The organism is Pseudomonas sp. H3_C08 (assembly GCF_054669455.1).
This window is the reverse complement of the sequence record NZ_CP162803.1, coordinates 616,206-631,857: the sequence shown is the minus strand read 5'-3', so window position 1 is coordinate 631,857 and position 15,652 is coordinate 616,206. Positions and strand designations below refer to the sequence as shown.

Sequence of the window (15,652 nt, the reverse complement as noted above, 5' to 3'; positions counted from 1 at the left end):
CGGCCAACAGGTCGCGAATCTGGTCGGATTGTCCTACAAAACCACTCTAACTCAAGGCATACGGACTATAGCGCTGGGACGAAAATGTTGGTAATTTTCGCCCCGGTGATCATCAGGAGTTCTAATAATGAAAAAAGTCATGCTCAAAACCACCCTTAGCCTCGCCGTTACCCTTGCTTCCACTCAAATTTTTGCGGCCGGCTTTGCCCTAAACGAACAAAGCATCAGTGGGATGGGGACTGGTTTTGCCGGGCGATCTTCTTCTGCCGACGACGCAAGCACTGTTTATGGCAACCCTGCCGGTATGTCGCGCCTCAAGCGTGAACAAGTTACCGGTGGTGTAGCGGTTGTCGATGCTCATACCGATATCAGCAATGCCAGTTCCAGCCCCAATGGCGGCAGCAACAAAGGCGACATGGTGCCCTTCACCGCTGTACCTATGGGCTTCTACGTCAAACCAATTGATGAGCACTGGGCATTCGGCCTCGGCGTCTACGTGCCGTTCGGTCTGATTACCGACTACGAAAAAGGCTTTGCCGGCCGTTACTTCGGCAGCAAGTCCGAAGTACAAGTGATCACATTCCAGCCAACTGTCAGCTACGCCTTCAACGACAAGGTATCGATCGGTTTCGGTCCGACCATCAACCGCATCGACGGCTCGCTGGAGTCCAATCTGTCGATTTCTCCGGCGTTCCCGGACGGCAAGGTCAAGATCAAGGGTGACGACACCGCGCTGGGCTACAACATCGGTGTGCTGGTACAAGCCACTGACACCACGCGTCTGGGTCTGACTTACCACTCGAAAGTCGACTACAAGCTCGAAGGCAACACCAAGGTCAACTACGGTGTGCTCGGTGCGATCGGTCTGGGCGCCAACCAGAAGTACGATGCTTCGCTAAAGATCACCACGCCTGAATCCATCGACTTCTCGGTCACCCAGGCAATCAACGATCGCTGGAACGTCTATGCCGGTACCACCTGGACCCGCTGGAGCCAGCTGGAAAAAATCACCGTCAAGAACTCCGGGGTACAGCCGTTGCTGGCCGGTCAGTTCGGTTCGATCAACGAAGATCAGAACTGGCATGACTCCTGGGCCTACGCCGTGGGTACGTCGTATCAGTTGAACAAGGAATGGGTATTGCGTACCGGCCTGACGTTCGACCAGTCGCCGACCAATAACGAAGACCGTTCGCCACGTATCCCGACTGGCGACCGCACCATCTTCAGTATCGGTGCCGGCTGGAGCCCGACCGACGACCTGACCATCGATGTCGCCTACTCGTACCTGAAGGAAGAGTCGGTCAAGATCCGCAACGAAAACAACCGTGGTCAGACCTACGATGCCAAGTATGAAAACTCGGCAAACGGTTTCGGTGTCGGCGCTACTTACCGCTTCTGATGCTGCACAGCGAGGCTAACCCCTCGCCGACAAAAAAAGCCCCGCTCTCTTTGCAGAGGCGGGGCTTTTTTGATGCCTTGATTTTGCTCACCACCACAACACACTTCCCGCGTGGGAGCGAGCAGACTCGCTCCCACAAAAAAACAGCGCTATGGCTTCAGCGGTTTCGAGGCGATAGCCTTCTCGATCGCGGCGATAAACTCCGGATCATCCGGCTTGGTCAGACTGGAAAAATTGGCGATCACCTTGCCTTGGCGATCAACCACATATTTATAGAAATTCCATTTCGGCGCGCTGCTCTGTGCCGCCAATATCTGGAACAGATGCGTAGCGTCATCACCACGAACCTTTTGTGGCTCGGTCATATTGAACGTCACGCCATAGTTGGCGTAGCAGACCTTGGCAGTCTCGGCGCTGTCTTTGGACTCCTGTTTGAAGTCGTTGGAAGGCACCCCGAGCATTTGCAAACCTTGCCCTTCGTAGCGCTTATTCAGCGCCTCAAGACCTTCGAACTGCGGCGCAAAACCGCAGAAACTGGCAGTGTTGACCACCACCAGCGGCTTGTCGGCGTATTGCTGGCACAGATCAATGGATTCCTTGGCTCGCAACTTGGGTAGCGAGCCTTGCAGCAATTCGGGACAGTCGGCAGCCTGGGCCAGACCAGTCAACGCCATCAGCAACGTGGGAACAGCACACCAGCGCATCAGCATGTCGAGCATCCTTAAGCAGTCGTTCAGGATTCGACGTTACTCGTCATGCCCGCTTCTAGCAAATGCTCATGCCCAACTGCATCAAGGCCAGGCCGCCCTGCTGCCAGCCCCACCACACCAGCGCCAGCACAGCGGCGCCGAGTGCTGTGATGGCCAATCGTCGCCAGAATCGGCTCATGCGGCGCTCGCTGCGGCTTGCAGGCGTGCGACCGGACGCTCACGCACCGGCCAGTTCAGCGCGGCTGCCAGCAGGCTCAGCAGAACCGCCACTTGCCAGATCAAGTCATAACTCCCGGTTCGGTCATACACCACCCCGCCCAGCCAGCCGCCAAGAAACGATCCCAACTGATGGAAGAGGAACACGATGCCACCGAGCATGGACAGGTTTCGCACCCCGAACAAGGTCGCCACCGTACCGTTGGTCAACGGCACCGTCGACAGCCACAGGAAACCCATGGCCATGCCAAACAGGTACGCCGACGTGGTCGTCACCGGCAGCCACAGGAACAACACGATCACCACTGCGCGCAGCAGATACAACGCGGTGAGCAAGCGCGGCTTGGACATGCGTCCGCCGAGCCAGCCGGCGGTGTAGGTGCCGAAGATATTGAACAGCCCGATCAACGCCAGCACCGTGGTGCCGACACTGGCCGGCAGATGCTGATCGACCAGATAGGCCGGCAAGTGCACACCAATGAACACCACCTGAAAACCGCAAACGAAAAAACCAAACGCCAGCAGCCAGAACCCGGAATGCGAGCAAGCTTCGCGCAACGCTTCGGACAGGGTTTGTTCATGGCCGAGCACCGGCAACGGCTTGTCCTTGAGCATGCTCACCAGCGGCACGATCAGCGCCACCAGCAAGCCCAATACCAACAACGCCGCCGACCAGCCGAGCCAGCCAATCAAGCCGAGGGTACCCGGCAACATGGCGAACTGGCCGAAAGAACCGGCGGCGCTGGCGATACCCATGCCCATGCTGCGTTTTTCCGGCGGCACCGCGCGGCCGACGACGCCGAGGATCACCGAGAACGAGGTGCCGGACAGACCAATGCCGATCAGCAGGCCGGCGCTCAGTGATAGCGTTACCGCCGAATCAGACAGGCCCATGCACACCAGACCCACCGCGTAGAGCACGCCGCCGACGAGCACCACTTTTGCCGCGCCGAAGCGGTCAGCCAATGCACCGGTAAACGGTTGCGCCAGGCCCCAGATCAAATTCTGCAAGGCAATGGCGAAGGCGAACACCTCTCTCCCCCAGCCGAACTGAGCGCTCATCGGTGACAGAAACAACCCGAAGCCGTGCCGCACGCCCAATGACAACGCCAGGATCAGCGCACTCCCCAGCAACACCCAACCGCACGTACGCCACATCGATGTCATTGTTATTCTCCGCTTGCGGGTATATACCCGCTTGAGTTTGGAAAAAACCGGCCTCAGGCCAGTTCATCCAGCAATCTGAGCAAGGTTTCACGCTTCTCGGCGCCCAGTCGGTCGATCAACCGCTGCTGCGCTGCTTCCCAGGCCGGCAGTGCCGCTGCCAGGCGTTGCACGCCGGTCTCGGTGAGTTTGACGATGCGGTTGCGCATGTCCTCGCCTTCGGCCAGCGCCACCAGCCCCTCGCCTTCCAATACCCGCAGATTGCGCCCGAGGGTGCTGCGGTCCAGACCCATCGCCTCGGCAAGTTCGGAAATGCTCGGTTGATCCAGACGCTGCAGATTGCACAGCAAAGAATACTGGGCAACGTTGATCCCGAAGCCGTCGAGAGCGCCGTCGTAATGCCTGCTGACGCCACGAGCGGCGCGACGCAGGTTGGTGCACAAACACTGAGAAGGAAGCATGATGCGTGTATATACCCGCGACTATGTTAAATCAAGTTACAGATGAGTTTACCCATAACATTTGTGCTGCCTGACAAACCGCCTTCGCGAGCAGGCTCACTCCTACATTTGCAATGCGATCCCCTGTGGGAGCGAGCCTGCTCGCGAAGAGGCCAGCACAGACAATCCAAAACTGTCAGATCAAAACCAATCCAACCAACACCACCATCTCCAGCAATTCCAGCAACGCCCCCGCCGTATCGCCCGTCGCCCCGCCCAACCGCCGCATCATCACTTGCCGCAGCCAGACAAACACAACGACCGAAATCACCAACGCAACAACGGCGCCAAACCCGGCGATCAACACGCAGCCCAGCGCACTCAAGCCCAGTACCCGCCACCCGGCCTTGCGCGGCAGATGATCCGCCAACGCCTGCCCCAACCCGCCCGCACGCACATACGGCGTCGTCAGAAACAACCCCAACAGCGCCGCCCGCCCGAGCAGCGGCACAATGATCAACATCAGCCCATGCCCTTGCTCGATCAGCGCCAGCAGTGCAGCAAACTTGAGCAGCAACACCAGCACCAGCGTCACTACCGCAATCGGCCCGCTGCGCGGGTCTTTCATGATCGTCAACGTACGCTCGCGATCACCAAAACCACCGAGCCAGGCATCAGCGCTGTCGGCCAGACCATCCAGGTGAAGTGCGCCGCTGAGCACCACCCAAACCGTCAGCAGCAACGCCGCATGCAGCAGCAACGGCGCGCCGCTCAAGGCAAGATTCAGCACCCACAGGATCAGCCCGAACAACAGCCCCACCAGCGGATAAAACAGCAACGATCGCCCAAGCTGTTCCGGCTCGGGCATCCCCGACAGGCGAATCGGCAGGCTGCTGAGAAATTGCAGGGCGATCCACAGCGGCAACATGTCAGTGACCTTCCTTGAGTGAACCGTCAACCTCGACCGTCAGCGCAAACATTGCGCCATGCCCGACCTCGACATTGAGCAGTTGTTCGCGTGGCAACCCTCGCGCTTGCGCCAACAGCAGACGCATCACGCCGCCATGACTGATCAGCAAAATCCGCTTCCCGGCGTATGCAGTGTGCAGGTGCGCAACCGCTGCCAACACCCGAGCCGCAAACGCGCTGACCGGCTCACCTTGCGGTGGCGTAAAGGAATACGGATCAGCCCAGAACAGCCCTAAGGCCTCGGCGTCCGTTTCCATCAACGCCGCTGCGCTCTGCCCTTCCCATGCGCCGAAATGCAGCTCCTGCAGATCCTGGTCCAACTGCACCGGAAGACTCAGCTGTTCGCCCAGTTCGGCGGCGAAGCGCGCACAACGCTGCAACGGCGAACTGACAATCCGCTGCCACGGCCCGCCTTCGACTACCGCCGCACGCATCTGCGCCCAACCCTGTTCGGTCAGCGCATCGTCGAGGCTGCCGCGCAAACCGCCGCCGAGTTCAGTTTCACCATGACGCAACAGATCCAGTTGCAGGGTCATGCCGGACGATCCGCCACCGCCGCTTCGGCGAACGTCGCCATCTGCCCGTGCAGATCGCAGGCAAGACGCAACAACGGCACCGCCAACGCGGCGCCACTGCCCTCACCCAGACGCAGACCGAGTTCAAGCAACGGCTCAGCTTTCAGCGTTTCCAGCACATGGCGATGGCCCGGCTCGGCGCCCCGGTGACCGAACAACAACCACTCGCGGCAGTCCGGATTCAAGCGCACCGCAACCAGCGCAGCGACCGTGCAGATAAAGCCGTCGACCAATACTGCAACGCCTTCTTGAGCCGCCGCCAGATACGCGCCGACCAGCGCCGCAATTTCAAAACCACCAAGATTGAACAGGGTCTGCAAGGCATCGCCACGTTGCGCGACGTGCAACGCCAATGCGCGCTCGATCACTTGCGCTTTATGGCTGACACCTTCGGCATTCAGCCCGGTGCCGGGACCGGTCAGATGTGCCACCGGGCAATCGAGCAAGGCACAGGCCAAGGCGCTGGCGGCGGTGGTGTTGCCGATGCCCATTTCGCCACCGATGAACAACTGTGCGCCTGCGGCTTTCGCCCGCAGCAGACTGTCGCGACCGGCCTGCAACGCCAGCTCGCCTTGAGCCTGAGTCATCGCCGCGCCCCGCACGAAGTTGGCCGTGCCCCGGCCGATATTCAAGTGGCGCACACCCGCCAGGTTCAGCGCTGGATTCACCGTGCCCAGATCAACCACTTCCAGCTGCGCACCGAGCTGCCGCGCCAACACACTGATCGCCGCACCGCCGCTGACAAAGTTGAGCAACATCTGCCCGGTGACTTCCTGCGGGAACGCCGAAACACCTTCAGCGACTACGCCGTGATCACCGGCAAAAATCGCGATCCACACTTGCGAGAGCGTCGGTTTGACCTGGCCTTGCAGACCGGCCAGTTGCACCGCAACCGATTCCAGACGCCCCAGCGAACCTGCCGGTTTGGTCAGTTGCTGTTGCCGCGCCGTCGCTTGTTCAACGACGTTCAGATCGACCGGTTTGCACGGGTTCAGCCACCAGGTTTGAGTCATAACGCAGGTCCTTTCAGAGTCAGGGGCAGGCCGGCGACGGTCAGGACAACACGCTGACAGCGCTCAGCCAGAGCTTGATGCAGCCAACCGGCTTCATCGACGTAGCGGCGAGTCAATTCGCCCAGCGGCACGACACCCATTCCGGTCTCGTTGCTGACAAAAATGATTTCCCCCGGCAGCAAGGCCAGGCAGTCGAGCAGGGCTTCGCGCTCAGCGGCGAGACGTTCGGCTTCATCGAGCATCAGCAGATTGGTCAGCCACAGGGTCAGGCAATCGACCAACAGGCAACGCTCGGCGCTGGCGGATTCGCGCAGGACGCGGGCCAATTCGAGCGGCTCTTCGATCAGCGCCCATTCGACGGGACGGCGCGCGCGGTGGTGGGCGACGCGGTCGCTCATCTCGCCATCGAGGGGCTGGCTGGTGGCGATATAGGTCACCGCCAGGCCGCTATCGCTGGCGAGTTTTTCGGCCAGACGACTTTTGCCGGAGCGGGCGCCGCCGAGGATCAGTTGGAGCATGGTTTTATCCACAGAATTATGGGTTGAGGCAACTGGCCCCTTCGCGAGCAAGCTCGCTCCCACAGGGTTATGAGTTGTACTCAAAATGTATGGTTAACCGCATTCACTGTGGGAGTGAGCCTGCTCGCGATGAGGCCATTAAATTCCCCTCAAATCCCACAGAGCTGACGCAACAAGCCGGTATCCAGATGCTTCTCCACCAGATCCGCCAAGCGCTCGATATCACGCTCGCGCAAGCCGTGATAATCCACCTGCTGCACATCGCTCAACCCGGCCCAGCGCAGCAACGCTGCACTCGCCGTCGGCGATTCAAACAAGCCATGTAGATACGTGCCAAACACCTGCCCGTCAGCGCTCTGCGCACCGTCGCAACGGCCGTCTTCAAGATGCACCGCTGCGTTCTCCAGCGCCGCTCCCGTGGTCACGCCCGCATGAATTTCATAGCCACTGACTTCGGCATTTTCCAGCGCCAGCCGCCCACGCACATTGCGCAACTGCTTCTCGGCTTCAAGCGTGGTGTCGAACGCCAGCAAACCCAAACCGGCACTCGTACCCGGCGCACCTTCGAGGCCAAGCGGATCATGCACTTGCTGACCGAGCATCTGCAGACCACCGCAAATCCCCAGCACTTTGCCGCCGTAACGCAGATGCCGATTGATCGCGGTATCCCAGCCATTGGCACGCAAATAGGCCAGATCGCTGCGCACGCTTTTCGAGCCCGGCAGGATGATCAGATCGGCAGCAGGGATCGCCTGCCCCGGGCCGACGAATTGCAGATCAACCTGCGGATGCAAGCGCAACGGATCGAAGTCAGTGTGATTGCTGATGCGCGGCAGCACCGGCACCACCACTTTCAGCACTTGTTCGGCCTTGTCGGTCTGGCGCTGATCGATGCCGTCCTCGGCCTCCAGATGCAGATCCATCACGTAGGGCAACACGCCGACCACCGGTTTGCCGGTGCGCTGTTCCAGCCAGTCAAGGCCCGGTTGCAGCAAAGCGATGTCGCCGCGAAAACGGTTGATGATGAAACCTTTGATCCGTGCCTGCTCGCTCGGCGACAGCAGTTCGAGGGTGCCGACCAGATGGGCAAAAACCCCGCCGCGATTGATGTCGGCAATCAGCAACACCGGGCAATCCACCGCTTCGGCAAAACCCATGTTGGCGATATCACCGGCACGCAGATTGATCTCCGCCGGTGAGCCCGCGCCTTCGACCATCACCAGCGGATACGCGGCACGGAGTCGTTCATGCGAGGCCAGCACGGCTTGCATCGCGATGGCTTTGTAGTCGTGGTAGGCAACCGCGTTCATCGTGGTGACGGCACGACCATGGATGATCACTTGCGCGCCAGTGTCGCTGTTCGGCTTGAGCAGCACCGGGTTCATGTCAGTGTGCGGTTCGAGATGAGCAGCTTGCGCCTGCACCGCTTGCGCGCGGCCAATCTCACCGCCATCAGCGGTCACGGCACTGTTGAGCGCCATGTTCTGCGGCTTGAATGGTACGACCGCAACGCCCTGACGAGTTGCCCAGCGGCACAACGCCGTCACCAGTGTGCTTTTGCCGGCGTCGGAAGTGGTGCCTTGCACCATCAGGGTGGTCATGGGTGGTCCTTGGTGAAGGCTATCAAAGCCTGTTCGAGGCGCGTCTCTTCAGTCGCATCGGCGGGCAGACCAAAACGCAGACTGCTGTTGTGGGTGAAAATGCGCAGGAGGATGCCGCGACGGGCCATGAATGCGTGCAGCGTTTCGGCATGCTCGGTGATCAGCCACTGGAACAGCGCGCAACCGCCCTGGGGCTTGAAGCCGTAGCGCTCAAGCAGCGTTGCCAATCGTTCGCTGGCCTCATCGCTGCGAATGCGTTGGCGGGTGTGACCTTCGGTGTCTTGCAGGCACACCTGGCCAAGCACTCGGGTTGGCCCGCTCACCGCCCATGGCCCAACCTGTTCAGCGAGCAGTTTGAGCAACTTGCGTTCGGCCAGGACAAAGCCCAGACGCACCCCGGCCAGACCGAAAAACTTGCCGAACGAGCGCAACACAATCAGCCCGACTTGATGGGCATGCGGGGCCAGGCTCAACTGCGGTGTGTTGTCCATGAAGGCTTCATCGACCACCAGCCAGCCACCACGCCGGGCGAGCCGCGCGTGCCAGTCGAGCAATCGTGCCGGGGTCAGGCTCAAGCCGGTCGGATTGTTCGGGTTGACCACCACCAGCACGTCGAGGCTGTCGAGAAAGAATTCGACTTCCTGCTCCAGCACTTCGCGCACGATGTAACCACTGCGCCGCCACGCTTCGGCGTGTTCGGCATAACACGGCGACAACACGCCGACCTTGCCGGCCCGGCGCAAACGCGGCAGCAACTGGATGGCCATCTGCGAACCGGCCACCGGCAGCACTTGCGCGGCACCGTAGTAATCGCACGCGGCTTGCTCCAGACCGTCATCGGTTTCCGGCAAGCGCGCCCAGGCGCGCAGCGGGATTTCCGGGATCGGAAATGGCCACGGCGCGAGGCCGCTGGACAGGTCGAGCCAGTCCGCCTCGGCAATGCCGTAATCGTGTGCAGCCTTGCGCAGCCGGCCACCGTGCTCAAGCATAGAATTCAGCTCCCACGCAGAGAATCAGCAGCCATAACCATACCCCGCGCTGGACCAATTGCCAGCCACGGTCGATGGAATCGGCATCCGCTGGAGCGCCTTCGCCGAGTTGCGGACGGTCGTGAAGTTCGCCGTGATAGATCGCCGGGCCGCCCAGCTCCACGCCCAAGGCACCGGCCCCGGCAGCCATCACCGGGCCAGCGTTGGGGCTGTCCCACTTCGGCGCCTGCGCGCGCCAGCACTTCAGCGCGAGTCGGGTTTTACCCAGCAGCGCGTAGGTCAATGCCACCAGACGCGCAGGAATGTAGTTCAACACGTCGTCGATTTTTGCTGCTGCCCAACCGAAACGCTCAAAGCGTTCGTTGCGATAGCCCCACATCGCATCGAGCGTGTTGCTCAAGCGATAGAGGACCACGCCCGGCGCACCCGCCACGACAAACCAGAACAGCGCGGCAAACACCGCATCGCTGCCGTTTTCCAGCACCGACTCGGTGGCGGCGCGGGCGACGGCGGTGCTGTCGAGTTCATCGGTCTGGCGGCTGACCAGATAGCCGACACGCTTGCGCGCCTCGTCCAGATCATCCGCGCGCAACGCGGCGGCGACCGGCGCGACATGTTCACCGAGGCTGCGCATGCCGAGGGCGCAATACAGCGCGAGAATCTCGACGACCCAGCCCACGTATGGCGCCCAGGAAAACGCCGTGGCGAGCAAGGTCAGCGGCAGCACCGCGATCACCCACGCAGTGACCCCATGGCTGCGCCAACCCCGGCCACCAGCGTTGAAGCGTTGCTCGATGCGCCCGGCGAAATTGCCGAACGCCACCAGCGGATGCCAGCGTTTCGGTTCACCCAACAGCGCATCCAGCGCCACTGCGGCGACACTCAACAACGCCACACTCATTGACTCACTCCCCAATAATTTTCGTACAGCAACTCATTGAGCGGCCGCGCCTGCGCCCACCCTTCGAGTACCAGCATCGGCGCCGGATAGAATTCCTTGACCGGCCCCAGGCATAAAACCGCCAGTGGCTTGGCACCCTCGGGCAGCTTCAGCAGATCCGCCAACGCTTGCGGCTCGAACAGCGAGACCCAGCCCATGCCCAGGCCTTCGGCGCGCGAGGCCAGCCACAGATTCTGGATCGCGCAGGACAGCGAGGCCATGTCCATTTCCGGCAATGTACGGCGACCAAAAATGTGCTTTTCGCGATCATCCATCAACGCGGCGACCAGCACTTCGGCGCAATCATTGATGCCTTCGACCTTGAGCGTCATGAACTCGTCACTGCGCTCGCCGAGGGCTTCGGCTGTGCGGATGCGTTCTTCTTCCACCAGATTCTGGATCTGCCCGCGCAGGCTGCGGTCGCTGATGCGGATGAAACGCCAGGGCTGCATCAGGCCGACGCTTGGGGCCTGGTGGGCGGCTTCCAGTAGTCGGCGCAACAGCTCCGGTTCGACGCTGCCGCCGGTGAAGTGGCGCATGTCGCGGCGTTCGGCAATGGCTCTATAAACCGCTTCGCGCTCGGCTTCGGAGAATGTGTTGTCGGTCATGGCCCTTTCGCGAGCAAGCTCGCTCCCACAGGGGATTGCATTGCTTCAGTCACCACCGTTTCAATTGTGGGAGCGAGCCTGCTCGCGAAGGCGCCTTCGGAATCAGGCGCAAACAGTGCAGCGACAGCCGCCGGATTCGACGGGAAATAGAAGTGCACATAAGAAGCCGTCATCCGCCCTTCCCGATAAACCGCCTCGGCACCGCGCCCACCATTCGGACTCAAACCCCGCGCAATCGGCGCCAGTTCGGTAGTCGTCAACGAATGATGATATGTGTGCCCGCGCAACGAACCTTCCGGCAGATCCACCGCTTGCAACGCCAACGCCGCCAAACGCTTCTGCATCACCGCATCGCCCTTAAGCAGCCCGACCAATTCAGCGCGGGTGCCTTCAACGTCAGTCAACGAATCGAGCAGGTACAGCATCCCACCACACTCGGCGAGCAACGGCTTACCCGCCGCGTGATGCGCGCGAATCGCCTCACACATCGCGGTGTTCTGCGACAACGCAACGTGGTGCAGTTCCGGATACCCACCGGGCAAATACAGGCTATCCGCTTCAGGCAATTGCGAGTCGCGGATCGGCGAGAAGAAACTCAACTCGGCGCCCATCGCCCGCAACAGATCGAGACTCGCGCCGTAGGTGAAAGCAAACGCTTCATCACGGGCGACGGCAATCCGCACATTCTTCAGCAACGGCTCGACAGCGATCACGTCCGGTGCGGCAAACTCCACCGCCGGTGGCAGCGCTACCTCGCAACTGCTGGCCAATGCGTCGGCGGCGGCGTCGAGACGCACATCCAGATCATTCAATTCACTGGCCTGGACCAGACCGAGATGGCGGCTCGGCAATTCGATGCCAGTTTCTCGGGACAACGCGCCGTACCAGCGCAGACCTTCGGTGAGGCTGCCTTCGAGCAATTGCGCATGGCGCAAGGTGCCAACGCGGTTGGCCAACACACCGGCAAACGGCAGATCTGGCTGATACTTGGCCAAGCCGAGCGCCAGCGCACCAAAGGTCTGCGCCATCGCCGTCCCATCAATCACCCCGAGCACCGGCACGCCGAAGTGCCGCGCCAGATCGGCACTGGACGGCGTGCCGTCGAACAGGCCCATCACGCCTTCAATCAGAATCAGATCCGCCTCATTGGCGGCTTCCCACAACAGACGACGACTTTCCTGCTCGCCGACCATCCACATGTCCAGTTGATACACCGGCGCACCGCTGGCGCGCTCGAGAATCATCGGATCGAGAAAGTCCGGCCCGCATTTGAACACGCGCACCTTGCGCCCCTGATTGCGATGCAAACGGGCGAGCGCGGCGGTGACGGTGGTCTTGCCCTGACCGGAGGCCGGCGCGGCGATGAGTACCGCCGGGCAGTGACGTGGTTGATTCAAAGTTCGACGCCTTTCTGCGCTTTGATGCCGGCCTGGAAGGCATGTTTGAGCATGCCCATTTCGGTGACCGTGTCGCCCATCTCGATCATTTCCGGCTTGGCCGCGCGACCGGTGACGATCACATGCTGCATCGGCGGACGCGCCTGCAGATCGCTGAGCACCTGATCGAGATCGAGGTAGCCGTGCTTGAGGGCGATGTTCAATTCGTCGAGCACCACCAGACCGATCGACGGATCACGCAGCAATTCGCGGGAGACCGCCCACGCGGCTTCGGCGGCGGCGATGTCACGCTGACGATCCTGGGTTTCCCAAGTGAAACCTTCGCCCATCACGTGGAAGCGCACTTGCTCGGGGAAGCGCCGGAAGAACAACTCCTCACCGGTGCTGTTACGGCCCTTGATGAACTGCACCACGCCGCACTGCATGCCGTGGCCCATGGCACGGGCGAGCATGCCGAACGCCGAGCTGCTTTTGCCTTTGCCGTTGCCGGTCAGCACCAGCACCAGGCCACACTCGTCAGGCGAGTTGGCGATGCGTTCGTCGATCACGGCTTTTTTGCGCTGCATACGCGCCAGATGGCGTTCGTCGCGCTCGGGGGAATCAGTCATGGGGGAGCTCTCCGTTGAGGCTGGATAACGGCGGGCAGGCACAAGAATAGACGGCAAAAAGCCTGGCATCGCCCACCGTGATGCCGCTGGATGGATCAGGCCGGTCTCCGGGCTCATGAGCGGCGCATGCCTGACTGCGCGCCTTCCCGCTTCTTTCGAGGCAGTGGCTCAAGGCGCAGTTTTCACTCATTTACCGTTGCGGGGGCAGCGCCGGGATCGTGGTGGTTCTTCGTGCGAAGACAACCCTCACCGGCTTCCCTGTTTCACTCTGTCGACGCAGGTCACAGAGCACCTGAAACAAGCCGCGAAGGTTAGAGGGTTGGGGGTGGAGCGTCAATTAAAGAGGGGGCCATCGGGCGAATAACTGCCGCCGATCACTTATCTGCCGCCAATCTTGTGCCACACTGATACAAATGATATCAAAGAGCCATGCTTTTCTCGAAAAGCCCACTACAACAATAAAGGATGATGACGATGCAAGGCATGATCATCAGCAACCCGCGCCTGGAATTCCTGCGCCCGGTGCTTGAACGCTGGTTTGACTGTATCGACCGCTACAACGCCGTGCGCGGCGACAGCGACACCCCTTACTGGCATGACGAGAAAGCCAATCTCGGATTGCTCTCGGCCGCAGCCTGGATGGCTGAGCTGGTCACTTTGAACGACACTGCCACGCGCAAGCAGAACGAAGAAGGCGAGCGCAATGCCCGCGCCGATCTGTTTCTCGCCGGTGCCGAAGACCGCGCCTTTATCCAGGCCACTCAGCGCTGGCCAAAGGTTACCAACCTGAATCTGACTCAAGCCCTGCTGGACATCACCAACGACGCCAAACGCATCAGCTACGCCAGCGATCTTAAGCTCGGCTGCCTGTTTGTCGCGCCACAAAAAGCCCAGCACAGCGCCAGCCCCGAAGAACTACAAGACATGGTCGACGACCTGCAAAAGGAACACACCTGCGCGGTCGCCTGGTATTTCCCCTACGCCTACCGCAAATTGCGCAGCGAAGCCGGCAACTATCACCCGGGCATCGCCGTGCTGTTCAAGGAAGCCCGCGGCTGAGCAGTTGAACCATCGGGCTTGCGCCCTCCTCTATGATTAGGAATGCATTCATAGGGAAGATCAGCAATGCGCAAGCCCCAGCTCGTTTTTGTCATCGCCTTCGCCGGAGGGCTCGCCGCCTGCGGTGAATCCTCCAGCCTGCAAGTCACCGACGGCACCGGTCCGTCACCCAAGCTGCCCGAACCGAACAAGACCCTGATCCCAACGGTGAACATCGCCCCGGCGATCGGCTGGCCCGAGGGCGGCAAACCGACTGCGGCGGCCGGCACCCAGGTCGCGGCATTTGCCGAAGGCCTCGATCATCCGCGCTGGCTCTATGTGCTGCCCAACGGCGATGTGCTCGTGGCGGAAACCAATGCCCCGCCAAAGCCTGATGACAGCAGTGGCATTCGTGGCTGGGTAATGAAGAAGGTCATGGGCAAGGCCGGCGCTGGCGTGCCGAGTCCGAACCGCATCACCTTGCTGCGTGACGCCGATCATGATGGCGTCGCCGAGACCCGCACGGTGTTTCTGCAGAACCTCAACTCGCCGTTCGGCATGACCCTGGTCGGCAACGATCTGTACGTCGCCGATACCGATCGCCTGCTGCGCTTCAACTACGAACCCGGCGCGACCGAGATCAAATCGCAGCCAATCAAGGTAGCCGATCTGCCGGGCGGGACACTGAATCACCACTGGACCAAAAACGTCATTGCCAGCAAGGACGGCAGCAAGCTGTACGTCACCGTAGGTTCGAACAGCAACGTCGGCGAAAACGGCCTGGACAAGGAAGAAGGTCGCGCGGCGATCTGGGAAGTTGATCGGGCGACCGGCAATCACCGCATTTTTGCCTCAGGCATCCGCAACCCCAATGGCCTGGCGTGGGAGCCCACCAGCGGCGCACTGTGGACAGCGGTGAATGAGCGCGACGAGATCGGCAGTGATCTGGTGCCGGACTACATCACTTCCGTGAAAGACGGTGGGTTTTATGGCTGGCCTTTCAGTTATTACGGTCAGCATGTCGATGTGCGTGTTACGCCGCAGAACCCGGACCTGGTGGCCAAAGCCATCGCCCCGGATTACGCGGTCGGGCCGCACACCGCCTCACTGGGCCTGAGCTTCGCCGAGGGCAACACGCTGCCGGCGCAGTTCAAGGAAGGCGCGTTTATTGGTCAGCACGGCTCATGGAATCGCAAACCGCACAGTGGCTACAAAGTGATTTTCGTGCCGTTTACCGGCGGCAAGCCGAGCGGCAAACAGATGGATGTGCTGACCGGGTTCCTCGACAAGGACGAGAATGCTTTGGGTCGGCCGGTAGGCGTGGTGATCGATCAGCAAGGTGGTTTGCTGGTGGCGGATGATGTTGGCAATAAGGTGTGGCGAGTGTCGGCCAGCAAATAATTTTCGCCATGCACAAACAACTGTAGGAGTGAGCCTGCTCGCGATAGCGGTCGATCATTCAACATT

The 15,652-nt window shown here is 61.0% G+C and carries 17 protein-coding genes and 1 riboswitch; of the genes, 3 read left to right on the top strand and 14 right to left on the bottom strand.

Features of this window, described 5'->3' with window-relative positions; translation table 11 throughout:
• Positions 1-127 precede the first annotated feature (127 nt).
• On the top strand, positions 128-1,399 hold the full coding sequence (locus AB4N74_RS03030; RefSeq protein WP_257357776.1) for an OmpP1/FadL family transporter: 1,272 nt from the start codon (positions 128-130) through the stop codon (positions 1,397-1,399).
• Between the two features lie 149 nt (positions 1,400-1,548).
• Here AB4N74_RS03030 and AB4N74_RS03025 read toward each other — a convergent pair whose 3' ends face one another.
• The 14 genes from AB4N74_RS03025 to cobO all read right to left on the bottom strand — a co-directional run bounded on the left by AB4N74_RS03025 (position 1,549) and on the right by cobO (position 13,147).
• Complete coding sequence (locus AB4N74_RS03025; protein WP_460098163.1) at positions 1,549-2,109, bottom strand: glutathione peroxidase; 561 nt, start codon at positions 2,107-2,109, stop codon at positions 1,549-1,551.
• Positions 2,110-2,164: 55 nt separating this feature from the next.
• Complete coding sequence (locus tag AB4N74_RS03020) at positions 2,165-2,287, bottom strand: hypothetical protein (protein ID WP_256573964.1); 123 nt, start codon at positions 2,285-2,287, stop codon at positions 2,165-2,167.
• Complete coding sequence (locus AB4N74_RS03015; protein ID WP_093440060.1) at positions 2,284-3,492, bottom strand: MFS transporter; 1,209 nt, start codon at positions 3,490-3,492, stop codon at positions 2,284-2,286. The genes AB4N74_RS03020 and AB4N74_RS03015 overlap by 4 nt, the downstream gene beginning before the upstream one ends.
• Before the next feature lie 53 nt (positions 3,493-3,545).
• Positions 3,546-3,950: a MarR family winged helix-turn-helix transcriptional regulator gene (locus AB4N74_RS03010; protein ID WP_007919794.1), complete on the bottom strand. Its 405-nt coding sequence runs from the start codon at positions 3,948-3,950 to the stop codon at positions 3,546-3,548.
• 175 nt (positions 3,951-4,125) lie between these two features.
• Complete coding sequence (locus AB4N74_RS03005) at positions 4,126-4,857, bottom strand: adenosylcobinamide-GDP ribazoletransferase (RefSeq protein WP_460098160.1); 732 nt, start codon at positions 4,855-4,857, stop codon at positions 4,126-4,128.
• A 1-nt stretch (position 4,858) separates the two neighbouring features.
• Complete coding sequence (cobC, locus tag AB4N74_RS03000; RefSeq protein WP_460098158.1) at positions 4,859-5,434, bottom strand: alpha-ribazole phosphatase family protein; 576 nt, start codon at positions 5,432-5,434, stop codon at positions 4,859-4,861.
• On the bottom strand, positions 5,431-6,486 hold the full coding sequence (gene cobT, locus AB4N74_RS02995) for a nicotinate-nucleotide--dimethylbenzimidazole phosphoribosyltransferase (RefSeq protein WP_460098155.1): 1,056 nt from the start codon (positions 6,484-6,486) through the stop codon (positions 5,431-5,433). The genes cobC and cobT overlap by 4 nt, the downstream gene beginning before the upstream one ends.
• Positions 6,483-7,004, bottom strand: coding sequence for a bifunctional adenosylcobinamide kinase/adenosylcobinamide-phosphate guanylyltransferase (gene cobU / locus AB4N74_RS02990; protein ID WP_460098153.1), 522 nt, complete (start codon positions 7,002-7,004; stop codon positions 6,483-6,485). The genes cobT and cobU overlap by 4 nt, the downstream gene beginning before the upstream one ends.
• A gap of 149 nt (positions 7,005-7,153) precedes the next feature.
• Positions 7,154-8,605, bottom strand: a complete 1,452-nt coding sequence (locus AB4N74_RS02985) for a cobyric acid synthase (protein ID WP_460098151.1) — start codon at positions 8,603-8,605, stop codon at positions 7,154-7,156.
• Positions 8,602-9,594, bottom strand: coding sequence for a threonine-phosphate decarboxylase CobD (gene cobD, locus AB4N74_RS02980; RefSeq protein WP_093440034.1), 993 nt, complete (start codon positions 9,592-9,594; stop codon positions 8,602-8,604). The genes AB4N74_RS02985 and cobD overlap by 4 nt, the downstream gene beginning before the upstream one ends.
• Entirely contained in the window at positions 9,587-10,495 is a 909-nt protein-coding gene (gene cbiB, locus AB4N74_RS02975) for an adenosylcobinamide-phosphate synthase CbiB (protein WP_093440029.1), read from the bottom strand. The genes cobD and cbiB overlap by 8 nt, the downstream gene beginning before the upstream one ends.
• Positions 10,492-11,142 (bottom strand): 5,6-dimethylbenzimidazole synthase, encoded by a 651-nt coding sequence (bluB, locus tag AB4N74_RS02970; protein WP_460098148.1) that lies wholly within the window; start codon positions 11,140-11,142, stop codon positions 10,492-10,494. Before bluB ends, cbiB begins: the two co-directional genes overlap by 4 nt.
• On the bottom strand, positions 11,139-12,539 hold the full coding sequence (locus AB4N74_RS02965) for a cobyrinate a,c-diamide synthase (RefSeq protein ID WP_460098146.1): 1,401 nt from the start codon (positions 12,537-12,539) through the stop codon (positions 11,139-11,141). Before AB4N74_RS02965 ends, bluB begins: the two co-directional genes overlap by 4 nt.
• On the bottom strand, positions 12,536-13,147 hold the full coding sequence (cobO, locus tag AB4N74_RS02960; RefSeq protein ID WP_003223053.1) for a cob(I)yrinic acid a,c-diamide adenosyltransferase: 612 nt from the start codon (positions 13,145-13,147) through the stop codon (positions 12,536-12,538). Before cobO ends, AB4N74_RS02965 begins: the two co-directional genes overlap by 4 nt.
• Before the next feature lie 81 nt (positions 13,148-13,228).
• Positions 13,229-13,458: riboswitch (cobalamin riboswitch) on the bottom strand.
• Between the two features lie 163 nt (positions 13,459-13,621).
• Between cobO and AB4N74_RS02955 the strand changes: the two genes are divergently transcribed.
• Positions 13,622-14,206: a hypothetical protein gene (locus AB4N74_RS02955; RefSeq protein ID WP_077571724.1), complete on the top strand. Its 585-nt coding sequence runs from the start codon at positions 13,622-13,624 to the stop codon at positions 14,204-14,206.
• 66 nt (positions 14,207-14,272) lie between these two features.
• Positions 14,273-15,586, top strand: a complete 1,314-nt coding sequence (locus tag AB4N74_RS02950; RefSeq protein WP_460098144.1) for a PQQ-dependent sugar dehydrogenase — start codon at positions 14,273-14,275, stop codon at positions 15,584-15,586.
• Positions 15,587-15,652: the final 66 nt, after the last annotated feature.

Bases quoted from the DNA above. Each gene is read 5' to 3' on its own strand.
- AB4N74_RS03030 (WP_257357776.1), top strand. From the start codon at position 128: ATGAAAAAAGTCATGCTCAAAACCACCCTTAGCCTCGCCGTTACCCTT.
- AB4N74_RS03025 (WP_460098163.1), bottom strand. From the start codon at position 2,109: ATGCTGATGCGCTGGTGTGCTGTTCCCACGTTGCTGATGGCGTTGACT.
- AB4N74_RS03020 (WP_256573964.1), bottom strand. From the start codon at position 2,287: ATGAGCCGATTCTGGCGACGATTGGCCATCACAGCACTCGGCGCCGCT.
- AB4N74_RS03015 (WP_093440060.1), bottom strand. From the start codon at position 3,492: ATGACATCGATGTGGCGTACGTGCGGTTGGGTGTTGCTGGGGAGTGCG.
- AB4N74_RS03010 (WP_007919794.1), bottom strand. From the start codon at position 3,950: ATGCTTCCTTCTCAGTGTTTGTGCACCAACCTGCGTCGCGCCGCTCGT.
- AB4N74_RS03005 (WP_460098160.1), bottom strand. From the start codon at position 4,857: ATGTTGCCGCTGTGGATCGCCCTGCAATTTCTCAGCAGCCTGCCGATT.
- cobC (WP_460098158.1), bottom strand. From the start codon at position 5,434: ATGACCCTGCAACTGGATCTGTTGCGTCATGGTGAAACTGAACTCGGC.
- cobT (WP_460098155.1), bottom strand. From the start codon at position 6,486: ATGACTCAAACCTGGTGGCTGAACCCGTGCAAACCGGTCGATCTGAAC.
- cobU (WP_460098153.1), bottom strand. From the start codon at position 7,004: ATGCTCCAACTGATCCTCGGCGGCGCCCGCTCCGGCAAAAGTCGTCTG.
- AB4N74_RS02985 (WP_460098151.1), bottom strand. From the start codon at position 8,605: ATGACCACCCTGATGGTGCAAGGCACCACTTCCGACGCCGGCAAAAGC.
- cobD (WP_093440034.1), bottom strand. From the start codon at position 9,594: ATGCTTGAGCACGGTGGCCGGCTGCGCAAGGCTGCACACGATTACGGC.
- cbiB (WP_093440029.1), bottom strand. From the start codon at position 10,495: ATGAGTGTGGCGTTGTTGAGTGTCGCCGCAGTGGCGCTGGATGCGCTG.
- bluB (WP_460098148.1), bottom strand. From the start codon at position 11,142: ATGACCGACAACACATTCTCCGAAGCCGAGCGCGAAGCGGTTTATAGA.
- cobO (WP_003223053.1), bottom strand. From the start codon at position 13,147: ATGACTGATTCCCCCGAGCGCGACGAACGCCATCTGGCGCGTATGCAG.
- AB4N74_RS02955 (WP_077571724.1), top strand. From the start codon at position 13,622: ATGCAAGGCATGATCATCAGCAACCCGCGCCTGGAATTCCTGCGCCCG.
- AB4N74_RS02950 (WP_460098144.1), top strand. From the start codon at position 14,273: ATGCGCAAGCCCCAGCTCGTTTTTGTCATCGCCTTCGCCGGAGGGCTC.